The 14,336-nt window shown below is 38.2% G+C and carries 15 protein-coding genes; 7 read left to right on the top strand and 8 right to left on the bottom strand.

Translation table 11 applies throughout. The annotated features are described in order from the left end of the window. Positions 1-84: 84 nt before the first annotated feature. From ACZ5R4_RS18970 to ACZ5R4_RS18960, 3 genes are all read left to right on the top strand, one after another. The gene (locus ACZ5R4_RS18970; RefSeq protein WP_054789270.1) at positions 85-921 is read left to right on the top strand and encodes a manganese catalase; all 837 of its coding nucleotides are present in this window, start codon (positions 85-87) and stop codon (positions 919-921) included. A gap of 103 nt (positions 922-1,024) precedes the next feature. Then, positions 1,025-1,852 (top strand): pentapeptide repeat-containing protein, encoded by an 828-nt coding sequence (locus tag ACZ5R4_RS18965; RefSeq protein WP_054789271.1) that lies wholly within the window; start codon positions 1,025-1,027, stop codon positions 1,850-1,852. A gap of 29 nt (positions 1,853-1,881) precedes the next feature. Further along, positions 1,882-2,478 carry an AAA family ATPase gene (locus ACZ5R4_RS18960; protein WP_054859713.1) on the top strand — a complete coding sequence of 199 codons (597 nt, stop codon included), beginning with the start codon at positions 1,882-1,884 and terminating at the stop codon, positions 2,476-2,478. Here ACZ5R4_RS18960 and ACZ5R4_RS18955 read toward each other — a convergent pair. The 4 genes from ACZ5R4_RS18955 to ACZ5R4_RS18940 all read right to left on the bottom strand — a co-directional run bounded on the left by ACZ5R4_RS18955 (position 2,471) and on the right by ACZ5R4_RS18940 (position 6,542). Next, positions 2,471-3,160, bottom strand: a complete 690-nt coding sequence (locus ACZ5R4_RS18955; protein ID WP_245902272.1) for a phosphatase PAP2 family protein — start codon at positions 3,158-3,160, stop codon at positions 2,471-2,473. The genes ACZ5R4_RS18960 and ACZ5R4_RS18955 overlap by 8 nt on opposite strands. A gap of 57 nt (positions 3,161-3,217) precedes the next feature. Further along, positions 3,218-3,799: a DUF421 domain-containing protein gene (locus ACZ5R4_RS18950; RefSeq protein ID WP_109983766.1), complete on the bottom strand. Its 582-nt coding sequence runs from the start codon at positions 3,797-3,799 to the stop codon at positions 3,218-3,220. Positions 3,800-3,902: 103 nt separating this feature from the next. Then, the gene (locus tag ACZ5R4_RS18945) at positions 3,903-4,859 is read right to left on the bottom strand and encodes an alpha/beta hydrolase (protein ID WP_425454567.1); all 957 of its coding nucleotides are present in this window, start codon (positions 4,857-4,859) and stop codon (positions 3,903-3,905) included. Positions 4,860-5,027: 168 nt separating this feature from the next. Further along, positions 5,028-6,542 (bottom strand): DHA2 family efflux MFS transporter permease subunit, encoded by a 1,515-nt coding sequence (locus ACZ5R4_RS18940; RefSeq protein WP_054859711.1) that lies wholly within the window; start codon positions 6,540-6,542, stop codon positions 5,028-5,030. Between the two features lie 154 nt (positions 6,543-6,696). On the opposite strand from ACZ5R4_RS18940, the gene ACZ5R4_RS18935 reads away from it, so the two are divergent. Beyond that, positions 6,697-7,563: a TetR family transcriptional regulator gene (locus tag ACZ5R4_RS18935; RefSeq protein WP_054859710.1), complete on the top strand. Its 867-nt coding sequence runs from the start codon at positions 6,697-6,699 to the stop codon at positions 7,561-7,563. A 3-nt stretch (positions 7,564-7,566) separates the two neighbouring features. Here the strand turns inward: ACZ5R4_RS18935 and ACZ5R4_RS18930 are convergent, their stop codons facing one another. Continuing rightward, a complete protein-coding gene (locus ACZ5R4_RS18930) occupies positions 7,567-8,082 on the bottom strand; it encodes a P-loop nucleotide/nucleoside kinase family protein (protein WP_109983769.1) in 516 nt (171 codons plus the stop codon). A 92-nt stretch (positions 8,083-8,174) separates the two neighbouring features. Here ACZ5R4_RS18930 and ACZ5R4_RS18925 point away from each other — a divergent pair, with 92 nt between their 5' ends. Further along, the gene (locus ACZ5R4_RS18925) at positions 8,175-9,011 is read left to right on the top strand and encodes an aldo/keto reductase (protein ID WP_464367823.1); all 837 of its coding nucleotides are present in this window, start codon (positions 8,175-8,177) and stop codon (positions 9,009-9,011) included. 33 nt (positions 9,012-9,044) lie between these two features. On the opposite strand, the gene ACZ5R4_RS18920 is transcribed toward ACZ5R4_RS18925, so the two are convergent. From ACZ5R4_RS18920 to ACZ5R4_RS18910, 3 genes are all read right to left on the bottom strand, one after another. Continuing rightward, positions 9,045-9,188 (bottom strand): hypothetical protein, encoded by a 144-nt coding sequence (locus ACZ5R4_RS18920; protein WP_181397442.1) that lies wholly within the window; start codon positions 9,186-9,188, stop codon positions 9,045-9,047. Between the two features lie 19 nt (positions 9,189-9,207). Then, a complete protein-coding gene (locus tag ACZ5R4_RS18915; protein ID WP_464367822.1) occupies positions 9,208-10,452 on the bottom strand; it encodes a cytochrome P450 in 1,245 nt (414 codons plus the stop codon). Positions 10,453-10,728: 276 nt separating this feature from the next. Further along, entirely contained in the window at positions 10,729-11,844 is a 1,116-nt protein-coding gene (locus ACZ5R4_RS18910; RefSeq protein WP_464367821.1) for an ROK family transcriptional regulator, read from the bottom strand. Between the two features lie 196 nt (positions 11,845-12,040). Here ACZ5R4_RS18910 and ACZ5R4_RS18905 point away from each other — a divergent pair, with 196 nt between their 5' ends. Further along, positions 12,041-12,817: an SDR family oxidoreductase gene (locus tag ACZ5R4_RS18905; RefSeq protein ID WP_109983774.1), complete on the top strand. Its 777-nt coding sequence runs from the start codon at positions 12,041-12,043 to the stop codon at positions 12,815-12,817. Positions 12,818-12,849: 32 nt separating this feature from the next. Further along, a complete protein-coding gene (locus tag ACZ5R4_RS18900) occupies positions 12,850-14,211 on the top strand; it encodes a glycoside-pentoside-hexuronide (GPH):cation symporter (protein WP_464367820.1) in 1,362 nt (453 codons plus the stop codon). Positions 14,212-14,336: the final 125 nt, after the last annotated feature.

Here is a 14,336-nt window from a genome sequence, read left to right as displayed (position 1 = left end):
AACTCACGGTAAAATGATCACAAATATTAGGCGGGAGCATAGATTAAGTACAGATACCTATCTTAGGGAAAAGGATGTGAATTTATGTTTTACCATATAAAGGAATTGCAGTATCCTGCCAAACCAGATAGGCCGGATCCTCTATTCGCAAAGAAATTACAAGAGGTGTTAGGTGGACAGTTTGGCGAAATCTCTGTGGCTATGCAATATTTATTCCAAGGCTTTAATGTTCGAATGGATGGAAAATATAAAGACTTGTTAATGGATGTAGGAACAGAAGAGTTAGCACATATTGAAATGCTCGCTACTATGATAGCACGTCTGTTAGATGATGCTCCTGTCGGGGACCTTGAAGAGGCAGCAAAGGATCCTGTAATGGCTGCTATTATTGGTGGGATGAATCCGCAGCACGCTATTGTTTCTGGATTAGGTGCCATGCCTGCTGACAGTGTAGGTAACAGGTGGACTGCCGATTATATTATTTCTAGTGGGAATTTATTAGCTGATTTTAGAGCAAATTTAAATGCAGAATCCCAAGGAAGACTTCAGGTTGCTAGACTGTACGAAATAACCTCTGACCGTGGTGTGAAAGATATGCTATCCTTTTTAATTGCAAGGGATACGATGCATCAAAATATGTGGCTTGCAGCAATTGAAGAACTTGAGCAAAAAGAAGGGGTAGTCGTTCCTTCTACCTTCCCTCGCCAATTAGAAAAACAACAGGTTGCCTATGATTTTTATAATTTCTCTCGAGGCGAGGAATCGGCACAAGGTAGATGGGCACATGGTCCAAGCATGGATGGATGTTCTACCTTCTGTTATGTTCAAAACCCACCTGCCTATGGATCTGCTCCTAAATTATCTGCAGCTCCTCCCTATACATTTAACACGAATTTTCATATTCCTCCATCTTTATGTTAGGCGATTTCCCTCAGTTATTTTACTGAGGGGATTTTTTATTGCATTCTATTTTTATTAATAGGGGTTACGGACAATCCATGCTATGATAGAATGAACCTATAACATGCAAGTGGAGGTTGCTATGAAACTCATTTCAGATAAAGATTTACAGGCAGATTGTGAGCAATGCTTTGGCCTATGCTGTGTGGCATTACCCTATGCAAAATCAAGTGACTTTGCCTTTCAAAAAGCTGCAGGTGTGCCTTGTCGAAACCTAGAAGATGATTTTCGATGCAGCATACATAAAGAACTAAGAACCAAAGGCTTCCGTGGCTGTTCAGTCTATGAATGCTTTGGGGCTGGACAAAAAGTGGCCAAGCAAACATATTCCAACAAAAACTGGCGGGACCATGAAGATATTGCCCAGGAAATGTTCGAGGTTTTTCCCATTATGCAACAGCTGCATGAAATACTCTATTATTTGAATGAAGCGATGGATAGAGAAGAAACGGCTTCCTTCCATGCTGATATAGAAAAAGCCTTTCACAGCATAGAGGATTTGACGTATCTTTCCCCAGCGGCTTTATTAGAATTAGATATTCAGCATCATCGCTCCCAAATTAATCCACTACTCGTCCAAACAAGTGAAGTGATTCGGGCAAAACACACTCGAAAACATCGAAAATTACCTAAAGAATTAATAGGAGCAAATCTAAGTAATAAAGCAATACAAGGAGTTCCTCTTCGCGGTGCCTTACTTATTGCAACAGATTTTAACAATACCGATTTAAGAGGTGCTGATTTTCTCGGTGCGGATCTGCGTGATGCGAATTTAAGTGGCGCTGATTTAAGAGAGTGTATTTTTCTGACACAAGCACAGTTAAATGCAGCAAAGGGAGATAGCGAGACAAAACTACCTTTACATTTACGCCACCCTGCTCATTGGTCTTAAGGCTGTTATTAGAAAAGTAGGTGATTTAATTGATTATTTGGGTTAATGGAGCTTTTGGTTCCGGGAAAACACAGACTTCTTTTGAATTACATAGAAGAATTCCTAATTCCTTTGTGTATGACCCGGAAAACATTGGATTTTTTATTGATAAGAATATACCGAAAGAAATTGGTAATGGAGATTTCCAAGATTATGTCATCTGGCGTGAGTTCAACTATACCCTTTTGAAGTATATCGAAAGCGAATATGATGGAGTTATCATTGTGCCAATGACCATAGTCAACCCTCTGTATTTTGATGAAATTATTGGCAGGCTTAGAAAGGAAAAAATGATCGTTAATCACTTTGTATTATGGGCCTCCAAAGAAACGATACAAAAGAGATTACGGAAGAGAGGTGAAAGAAACAATTCCTGGTCAGCAAAACAAATAGATAGATGTTTACAAGGATTATCAAATGATATATTTCAACAGCGGATAAATACGGAAAATAGGACGATTGAAAATGTAGCAGAATTAATTGCATCACAATCTCGTATTGACTTATTACCTGATAATAGAAATAAGTTCAGAAAAAAATTAGATAGAATGAAGACACAACTAAATCATATTCGATTTTTCAATTAAAGTGATGGTGTCTACGTCTCCATAATAATATTTGCAATCCAAAAATACAAACTAAAAGCCAGGCTAAACCTAAAGAGACACCTGCCAATACATCTGTAAAATAGTGAACACTTAAAACCGTCCTACTTAACGGTATCAGTACAATGAGCAGACTTAACACACTGTTACAGAGCCATTTTGTCCTGCTTTTCCAACGACTTCTTGCAACAAGGTAGATGCAAAAACCGTAAAATGCGATTGATCCTGTGGAGTGACCACTTGGAAAACTGAAGCCCGTGCCATCATATTGCATCAGAATTTCTGGCCGATCTCGTTGAAATATTAGCTTCAAGCCTTTGGTAAGCAGGCTGATTCCAACCATGTTAATCCCAAAAAAGATCGCTTCCCATTTCCTTTTCTTAAAAAGAAATAAGTAGCTGACCAACACGATTGTTGCGATCGTTAGTATTGGGACAGAGCCTAACTCGGTTATGGTTTCCATCAAGGAATGGAACCATGTATCTCGTGCAGATTCCATTACATCTTGGACAACCTGATCTATATAAAACTTTTCATCCTCTAAAATATCATCGGCAATCTCAATAAAAAGAAAGGTTGAACCAATGATAAAGGCAAATCCTATGATCAAAATGATTAACGCCATTTCAGAAGAATCTTTTGGTATCCACTTTTTCCAATACAAGCTTATTCACCCTTTACCGACTTTTCCTCCCTTTTCCCTTTTCTACGATCACAAAACCTACTGCAAATGCTTCGGCGGATCTTGATCATGAGATTGCTTGCTCACTTCCGTAAATAGATTATTGGAGGAAGGATTTGGCTGAGAGGTAGTTAAGATTTGCATCAATTGTTGAAATTCTTTTTTGGTTACTGGTTGAGCCTCTTGTTTTAAGGTATACCCTATCTGACCATTTGGTTCCAATGTGGCAAACTCCACATCCTTTATATTCGCCACATTACTCTGTCTTAGCATCATTTCTAGCTGGTCGACGGTTAAGCGCAATTTTTTTAAATTTTGTTCATTTATTGTTCCATTCTCTATCAATATTTTGGATTTTCCTGTGATTAATTTTTCAATACTATCTGATTTCATTTGTAGGTATTCCATTGTAATAAGCGTGATAACTAACAAGGCCCCAACGATTAAGGTTGTCCATATATTTTTTCCCGACACTGGCTGAATAAGCAAGGTTCCGATTGAAATCATGATAATCGTTTCAGCTAGTGTCATTTGTGATATCGTTTTTCTTCCGGCAAATCTTAGTAACAATGTACCTGCTAGTACAATAAGGATTGCTTTCCAAACTAAATCCCATTCCATTGAAACGACCTCCTCTTTGATTGGCTTTCCCTATCTTTTCCATTCTTCTTGAAGTTATTCCATATAGAAAAAAAGCCATCGTGAAATGGCTTTTTAGGTTCCTTTATCTCATGTATTTGGTTAAAAATTCGGTTAGCTTCGTCTGATATTGCTCTCGATAAATGGCATATGCCTCTCCGTGACTTGCTTCAGCAAATAGCATGATCTCTGCTTTTTCCGTGTTCTGGTAAAGCTTACTCGCCATTTTAGTTGGAACAAAATCATCATTTTTACCATGAAAATATAAGATTGGAACATTTGCTTTCTTTACCTGTTCAAGCGCAGAGGCTTCTTTCAAGGAGTAATCTGCTCTTATGCTTGTGATCAGACTTGTTGTCGGTAGAATGGGGAATGCAGGTAGATGATACATTCGATTCATCTGATATTTAAAGAGGTCGTACACACTTGTGTATGCGCTATCAGAGATAATGGCCTTAATATTTTCTGGTAGGCGCTCGCCACTCATCATTAATACTGTTGAGGCTCCCATCGAAAGTCCATGAACGACAATTTCTGCATCTTTTCCGACGCGATTGATTACTTTGTCGGTCCAATCTAAATAGTCAAGGCGATCATGCCAACCAAAGCCAATGTAATCTCCTTCACTCCCCCCATGGCCTCTTAAGTCTGCTGTAAAAATATTATAGCCTAGCTCTTCATAATAATATTGGCCATATAATCCCATATCCATCGCATCGCCTAAATATCCATGTGCTAAGATTACTGTCTTATTTGTCGGCTTTTTTGCTTCTAAAAAATAACCATTTAGATGGAGTCCGTCATAGGATTCTAGTTGCCATTGTTCAAAATCCTGATTCGCTACCCAACTACGCCAATCTCCCTTTAAAAAAACATCCATCGCTGCAGTGGAGACAGTTAAATCCTCATTTCCTTGCAGAAACTCCTTCTTCTCTCTTTTAATGGCTAAATCATAAAAGAAATTACCTGCAATTAAGTCTATGATTAATAGAATACTAATAAGTGCAAAACTAAGCTTTATCCAAGTTTTTCTCCTCAAGATGATCCCCTTTCTAAGCTGCTTATTCTATTATATCAAGAATAGCGGATCATTTGAGCTATTAATTTTTTGTAGGAATAGTATATTATGGATTTTTCCCGCCACTATTATAAGTGATACCGCCATTAGCTCGCTTAAAAGAAAAAAGCAAAATCGGTCTGATTTTGCTTTTTACTCTACAGCTATTTTTTTATCTTCGACTTTCGTTTCTGCGTCTTGCTGATGTGGTGGCTTCACGCGTTTAATAAATAATGCTAAAATCAGCGCGAGACATGCAATTAAGGTAGAGACAAAAAAGCTAAAATTAATTCCCGCAACCATTCCTTCATGCAGCACATCTAATGGGATCGAACCAGCTTGCTGTGCACCTGCCTCTACATTTCCTGCACCATTAGCTAGTAAGTCTTCAATTTTGTCATCTCTTCGATTGTTCATCACAGATACTAACAATGCTGATCCAATCGCACCTGATACTTGCTGTAAGGTATTATTCATTGCTGTACCATGCGGGTTATTGATAGCTGGTAATTGATTCAAACCATTTGTCATGACAGGCATCATCACCATAGACATACCGAACATTCGAAAGGTATACAATAACACTAGTGTAGAATAGGCTGTATCCATACTAATTTTACTAAAGAAGTATGAGGTGACGACGGTAATCGTTAGACCGATTACTGCCAATGCTCTTGCACCGTATTTATCAAAAAGTCGTCCGGTAATTGGTGACATAATTCCCATCACAATTGCTCCTGGTAGCATTAATAAGCCTGAGTCAATTGGAGAAATACCTCTTATTGTTTGTACATAGATCGGCATTAAGATCATCGCTGAAAACATCGCAACTGCAATGACAATCGCGATAGCAGAAGACAATGCGAACATGGGATATTTATAGATACGAAACTCTAGCATTGGTTCATCCATTTTCAATTGGCGGATGATAAATAAGATAAGTCCAATAGCTCCTGCTATGATTGTTCCATATACAACAGGATCATCCCAGCCTCTATCCCCAGCATTACTAAAACCATAGAGCAATCCGCCAAAACCGATACTGGATAAAATCAATGATAAAATATCGAGCTTAATAGAGCGTTGGCCCGTAACATCCTTCAGTTTAAAGATAGAGATGACTAAGGTTAAGAGGGCAATTGGTAAGACGACATCAAACAGCATCCTCCAGCTATAATGCTCCACTAACCAGCCTGATAATGTTGGTCCAATAGCAGGTGCTGTGATCATGACAATACCGAATGATCCCATTGCTGCTCCTCTTTTTTCTACTGGAAAGGCTGCGAGCATTACGTTCATTAATAATGGCATCATAATCGCAGAGCCTGATGCTTGAATCATTCTAGCGAGTAATAATACCCAAAATTCTGGTGCAACACTTGCTAGAAAAGTACCAAGTGTAAATAAAGACATGGCAGTAATGAATAATTTCTTGTCAGAAAAACGTTGAATAAAAAAAGCACTGGCTGGAATTAATATTCCATTTATCAACATATACCCAGTTGATAGCCATTGCACATCTGTTTCATCCACAGCAAAGTCTGCCATAATAGACGGTAAGGCAACATTTAATAAGGTTTCATTCAAAAGTGCTACAAAAGCTCCAATAAACAAAATAGCAATCATGCCATAAGGAGGCTTTGCATGCATCGATGTTTCGTTAGTCATGTATTTTGTTTCCTTCTTTCCATTAATTTGTTTTAGTACTTCATTATTTTATACCTATAGTTCAATTTTTTCAACAATAAAATTTGTTTCAAGTAATAAATATTGATATAATAAGGTTTATACAAGTATACTTACGTTATAAAAGGGTGAAAAAATGAGTAAAAAAACAAGAACCAAAATCATAGAGGCCGCCCATCAATTATTTATTCAAAAAGGTTTTGATGCTACTTCTATTCAGGATATTTTAGATAAAGCTGGTATTTCCAAAGGGACATTTTATAATTATTTCCAATCTAAAAATGATTGTTTAATTGCTATCATCTCGGTTGTTAGGGAAGAAATTATCGATAAAAGAAGAGAATTGGCTTTTGGGAAGGACAAAGCAGATGAAGAAGTCTTCATTCAACAAATTGCCATTCGAATTAATATGAATCGTCAACATCATCTAATGACCGTATTTGAGACGGTATCTTTTTCGGAGGACAAGGAATTAAAAGAGCATATAACCAATGCCCATCAAGGAGAAATTAGGTGGATTGCTAAACGATTAGAGGACTTATATCCATCAGAAGGCCATCCCTATACACTAGATCATGCTATTATGTTGATCGGAATCACCCATCCCATGCTATACGCAGCAAGACTTGGCGTTGATGAGCATATTACGACAGAAACGATCATTCGTTATGCGATGAGAAGATTGAGGTCCATGCTAGACGAGCAAATCAGCCAAAAGGATCTATTTTTTCCGAAGGATTGGTTTGTACAAACAGATGTGAAAGAAAAGCAGGAACAGGAGCACATCCTAAAAAATCGACTAGTAGCACTCCAGAAGGTCGTAAAAGAAGAGAAAGAGAGACAATACTTATCGTTCTTATTAAAGGAGATACAAGAGGATGAACCTCGCCATTTCTTACTCGAAAGTGTGTCTGCGTCTTTAGAACAGCTCGCCATAGGAATGACATATGAGCATAAGGTAAAGCAAGCTGTTCAATGGATGGCAAGAAGATTTCATTGGTAAAAATTACTCCATTGTTTTATAGCGGAAATGCTTCATTTTTTTCTCCAAATCTTGGACGATTTCGGTGATGGATTTATTCGTAGTATCATATAAAAAAGGGATATTGGCTTGCTTTGTCGATAATTCTTGTAATAATTGAGAGGATCTGTGAAGTAATTCGATATCTCCTCTTTTTTCTATTCTATCTCTGATGGCTTCATCATTGGCGATTAATACAATATAATAGACTTCGACGTTTTCATTCGTTAATTGGCTAATAAACCAATCTAGTTCATCCTCTACTACATAATCAATAACAACATTCAAATTAGATTGTAGTGCATTATTTGTCACAGACAATATATTTTGCCATGTAATCGCTAATTTTTGTTCCCAGTTCATCGTTTGATCAGATATCATATGAAAGAGTAGGTCTCCTTCAACGAGCATCGTTTTTTCTATGTTGTTGACTAACGCCTTTGTGATCGTTGATTTTCCCACACCACATGGTCCAGATATGATTACTACGGAAAGCTTCATGACAATATCTCCTTTTATTCAGTAAAATTAGTTTCATACCCACCACTAATGTGGTAATAAATATAATATAACACAAAATAAGGAGTGGAATAATGACAATACCTGAAGTAACATTGAATGATGGCATTCGTATACCAATGATTGGTTTAGGAACCGCTAAAGTGAAAGGAAGTGATGGTGTCCGTGCTATTACATCTGCGCTGGATGGCGGTTATCGCTTAATAGATACTGCCTATAATTATGAAAATGAAGGCACAGTTGGGGCTGCCATTCGAAGAAGCTCAGTAAAGCGGGAGGATTTACGGATTTCCTCAAAACTCCCGGGTCGATATCATTCCTATCAAGAGGCAGTAACTGCCATACAGGAGTCCCTTTACCGTGCGAATTTGGATTATTATGATTTGTACCTGATTCATTGGCCAAACCCTAAGCAGGATCAATATGTGGAAGCATGGCAAGCATTAATCGATGCAAAGAAATGGGGACTCATTCACTCGATAGGTGTCAGTAACTTTTTACCAGAACATCTTAAAAGATTAGAAGAAGAAACTGGTGTGTTACCGAGCATTAACCAAATTGAGCTTCATCCATTCTTTAACCAAGAGGAACAAAGAAAATGGCATGAACAGCATGGGATTGTCACCGAGTCGTGGAGCCCTTTATTCCGAACGAGTGAAATACTTCATCAGGAAGTCCTTCAAGAGCTTGCGCATAAGCATCACAAATCGGTTACGCAAATCATCCTACGTTGGCACTATCAGCTTGGGGCTGTTTCGATTCCGAAATCTTCTTCCCCTGAGCGTCAATTAGAGAACATCTCCATCTTTGATTTTTCTTTGGGTCAGGAGGATATGGATAAAATAGCGAAGCTTACAAGGCCTGATGGTCGTATTAATGATCAGGATCCAGCTGTTTATGAAGAATTTTAGGGAGCTAGCAGGTGCTAACTCCCTAAATTATTATTATTTATCCTCTTCTGATTGTGAAGTGTTTTGGCTTTTTTTCTTATCCTTTTCATTTTTTAAATCTATTTCTAGATCTCTTAGCGGGATTTCGTCGACATGCTGTGGCTCTCTTCTTTTATCGTCGTTTGACTTCCTTTCCATTCTCTTCACCCTCCTTATATTAAGCAATGATGATTGTGACTTTGCTTTCTGGAAGACTCGGGATCTCACTCATGCTGTAATCTAAGTCCTGCTTAGGAAAATGATAGGAAACATCATGCAGGAAAAATTTCAGGGTCACTTTTAAAATGGCTAGTGTAATAAATTCTCCTGCACAACGATGACCTATATCGTATTCCCCACCGCCCTGTGGAATAAAATCAAATGGACTTCCCTCCCACTCTTTAAATCGACTAGGATTAAATTGGTCTGGAGCTTCCCATAAGCTTGGATCATGATTAGTTCCATATAAATCTAATAAGGTAAGGGTTCCTTTTTTAAAGGGATAGTCGTTCCAAATAAAATCCTGTTTTACTCTTGCTGTAGCAAACGGGAAGAACGGGTAATAACGTCTAACCTCTTGAATAAAATTCTCGTAGCTAAATTCCTTTTGATGCAATTTATCGACCTGTTCTGGATACTGATGCACTGCTAATATAGTGAAATCCACGTAAACAGATATAGCGACAATTGGTCTAAGGAGATTTAGTACTTCCACAGCTGCAGTTTGTTTATCTAACAAGTTGCCATCTAGCCCTTGGTGCCAAGCAAACTGATAAATGGGACTTGACTTGGCTACTTTTATTTTTTCCTTACGAATGTCCTCGATTAATTGCTTTAGCCATTTCTCTGCTTTGGATCTTGACCTTCTTGCTTTCCAATGCTTTGGTCCTATGTTTGACGCATTTTCAAACATGGCACTCAGTTCATCTACCCATTTTTCTGATTCCTGTCTATCTAGTGGAATGCCTGTCCATTGCATAGCAACCCTTGTTAGAACATGTTTAGCCATATCATAAACGGTGACCTGTTCTGCTGAATGACGAGAAATTTCTTGACTCCATTCCGCTTCTGTAAGCTCTTGGATTTCCTTTAGCATCTCTCTTGTCATTAGTGACATGAACATAGCTTTTCGATGATGATGCCGATTTTCATCTAACCCTTGCACACCACCCTCGCCAAGCAACGTTTTTTGTAACCTTTTTGGTGCTGCCCCTTTGCGTTCAAATTTTCCATTATCGTAAAATAATTTTGCTTGCTCTTTTCCGACCATACAAATGACCTTTTCACCTAATAGCTTTGTTTCAAAAATCCTTGATTCGTACTTGTTCTTACGATTTTGGATAAAGGTATAGCCTTCCTTTAGTAATTGCAATGTATGATCAATGCCTTTTTCTTTTGGCATGCTTATCTCTTCACTTGACATTTTTCACCCTCCCAAAAACATATTGTTTGTCTATATTTTCCCCCTTTTTTGAAAAGCTAAAACAAAAAAATGAAAGAATGTAGATCTAATGCATGATCGCAGAAACTAGTGTAGTCAAAATATGCAGACTCCAGCGGGAACAGCGCGACCCGAAGACCCCGCAGGAAAGCGATTTTCTCTTTCTGAGGAGGCGAAGGCCGTGCTCGCGGAAAGCGAAGTATTTTGACGAAGGGGTATCACAGGCAGACAATTGGATCGTTCGTCCCTCTTATCCCATCAAATGGAATAAATAAAATCCATGATAAATGGTAATGCTGCACCAACTGGAACTCCATTTTTGGGGGAACGGCTTAGATGAACAAATGATTCTTTGCTTGGAAATGCTGCCTGTTTTCTTATTTTGTCATGAAGGATGTCAATATCTTGTTCGATTAAATATGGAGAAAGATGGCCACCGAGAATAACTTCTCGATCAATGACTTGATGAACATTACCAATCGAGAAAGCTAGATGCTTTAAAAAGTCATCCCATCTTAACACATAGCTTGTCACCCCTTCACGCAGCTCTGAGAAAAAGCTGTCTAGTGTTTCCTCTTCTCGCAAAAGCGCACTGACTGAACAAAAGGTTTCCATACAACCTTTTTTACCACAATAGCAAGGCGGACCATTAGGGTTAATGGTCATATGCTCTACCGTGCCACTATAGCCTTCATTACCCATTTCAATCTGGTTATGAATAATAATAGCCCCACCAAGATGCATGCCGATAGATAAATAAATGGCATCACCAATATCGTTCCTGATCCATAGCTCTGTTGTTGCAGCACATTTGGCGTCATGCAAAAATCTACACGGGTAATCTAAATAAGTAGAAAACCTTTCGATTCTTAAACCAGTACAATCCAAAATCTTTCCATAAATAATTTCCTTACCATCTTTAGTAGTCAATGCCTGTACCGCAAAGCCAATGCCTAGTACCTGCTCTTTTGAAACTTCTAATGAATCGATAAAGGCTTTTACTTTATTACATAAAGTGCGGAAATAATGATCCCCTTGAGCAAAACGGAGAGAAAACTCGGTTTCTTGAAAAACATGACCTAGTAAGTTGACCGCTAGCATTCTAATGGAGTTTCGTTGAATTTCTACCCCTATGCTAATACGTGCTTCTGGTCGGAGTGCATAAGCCGTAGCTCTACGTCCAACAGAAGATTGAAATTGTCCACTTTTTTCAATCAATTGCTCCTTTTCTAGCTTCACGAGATTTTGTGTGATTGTAGGTAAGCTTAATTGTAACTGATGAGCAATTTCTTGCTTCGAAAGCTTTTCATTTTGATAGATCAAATGAAAAATGGCGGAATAATTACTGTTTTTAATATCTTTGAATGTGACCATATACATAACCTCATTAAATCAATATATTTTATAAAATAATTTTCTTTAAATATAGCACACGAATCATGACTAGCTCAAAAATTTGCTAATAGAAGGAAAAATTTAATGTTGACGTTTTCATTATTGCGTTTTATTATATAAATATATTTTATAAAACTGTTTTACAAAATACATTAACAAAAGAGAGGTTTTACACATGGGAATTATCGAAAAAATGCGACTGGATGGTAAAAAGATCTTTGTAACAGGGGGAGCTCGTGGAATTGGCAAAAGTGTTGCAACTGCTTTTGCCGAGGCAGGGGCGGATATTGCCATCGTAGATTTAGATATCAAGGAAGCAACAAAGACAGCGGAAGAAATTAGTACAACTAATGGAACAAGGGCCATTGCAATCGAAGCCGATGTTACCAAGCCTGATGATGTTAACCACATGATGGATCAGTTTCTTCAAGCATTCGGGCGCTTGGACGTTGCTTTTTGTAATGCTGGAATTTGTATCAATGCCCCTGCAGAGGATATGAGCTTTGAACAGTGGAAAAAGGTAATCGATATTAATCTAACAGGGGTATTTCTCAGCGCCCAGGCTGCTGGCAAGATCATGCTCGAACAAGGTGGTGGCTCCATTATTAATACAGCCTCGATGTCTGCTCATATCGTGAACCATCCACAACCTCAATGTGCCTACAATGCGTCTAAAGCAGGTGTGATTCAACTAACCAAATCACTTGCGGTGGAATGGGCTACTAGAAATGTACGAGTGAATTCGATAAGTCCAGGATATATGGGAACAGAGCTTACTCTAAACTCCCCCAGTCTACAGCCATTAATTAAACAGTGGAATGAAATGACGCCAACGAAGAGGATGGGAAAACCTGAGGAATTACAATCCATCTGTGTTTATCTTGCGGGAGATACTAGTAGCTTTACAACAGGATCGGATTTTGTCGTAGATGGTGGTTTTACAAGCATTTAAGCTTAGATAATATTCGATAAGGATGTGAGGAAATGGGGAAATGGAACAAAAGAATCGGATATGGTGTAGGGGATTTAGGCTGTAATCTCGTTTTTAGTACAATGGCATCTTACTTAATGTTTTTTTACACAGATGTTTTCGGGATTACCGCAGCTGCTGCTGGTACATTAATGCTCGTTACCAAAATAATCGATGCCTTAACAGATACTGGCATGGGGCTCATTGTAGATAGGACAAAAACACGATGGGGACAGGGCAGACCATATTTCTTAATCGGCGCCCTTCCGTTTGCCATCTTTACGGTTTTAACTTTTATTGTACCTGATTTTAATATGACCGGAAAAATCATCTGGGCATATGTTACCTATTGCCTGTTAAGTACTGCTTATACGGTGGTCAATATTCCGTTAAATACGATTGTTCCTAGACTAACCTCTGATAATCATGAAAGAAATGTGTTGGTGACCTCTCGGATGATTTTCGCGCTTATTGGAACCGCTTTAGTGATGTCGATTACAATGCCACTAGTCGAATTATTCGGTCAAGGTAATATGCAAAAAGGGTTCTTAATCACCATGAGTATGTATGGATTGATTGCGATGCTGTTATTTGTGTATACATTTGCTAATACAAAAGAGGTAGTCCCTCCTTCCGTGACACCAGGAAAATCGTCTATTTTACAAGACTTAAAGGGATTAACTGGCCAAACGATTATTTTTTTAGTGATCAATTTCCTGTATTTCGGTTTGTTTGTTATTCGAAATACGACCGTTATCTATTATTTTACCTATAACCTTGGTCGGACAGAATGGTTAACATTTGTTGGGCTATTCGGAATTCTATCTGGCTTACCTATGCTATTTGTCCTACCATGGCTCCAGAAGAAGATGTCTAAGAAAAGTGTGCTCATATTAAGTGCTGTAATCTACATCATTGGCGATTTACTAATCTTTCTCGGAAAGCCATCTCCTAGTCTATTAATTGTTGGTCTAGCCATAACTGGTCTCGGGATCTATGGAATCTTTGGTAGTACCTTCGCAATTCAGCCAGATGTAATTGACTACTCTGAATATAAGAAAAACCGTAGTATTGCTGGTATGATTGCAGCATTTCAAGGCTTTTTCGTTAAAGGAAGTATGGGGCTTGCCAGTGCTTTCATTGGATTATTATTAAGCATGGGTGGCTATGTTCCTAACGTGGAACAAACCACTATCGCCCTTCAATATATTGAAATTAGCTTTATATGGACACCTATCGTCATTTGCTTACTCATTATAGGTGTCATGTACTTCTATCATTTGGATCATAAGCGAGCAGAAATGGATGTGGAGCTAGAACATAGACGTTCTTTAACCGAGAAGGCGATGATGAAGGAAAATATGACGATGCAATAACGAGAAAAGGCACTGCCTTTTCTCGTTTTATTTAGGTAATTTGTACCAAAAAGCAAAAAACGATTCAGAATGCTCATGTTTCCTTTGAAATGATATGTTAATCTAAAAATGACCACTGAGTTCTA

It is taken from the genome of Gracilibacillus sp. JCM 18860 (genome assembly GCF_055395245.1).
Note: the sequence above shows the minus strand (reverse complement) of the source record. Positions and strands in the feature narration are given on the sequence as shown.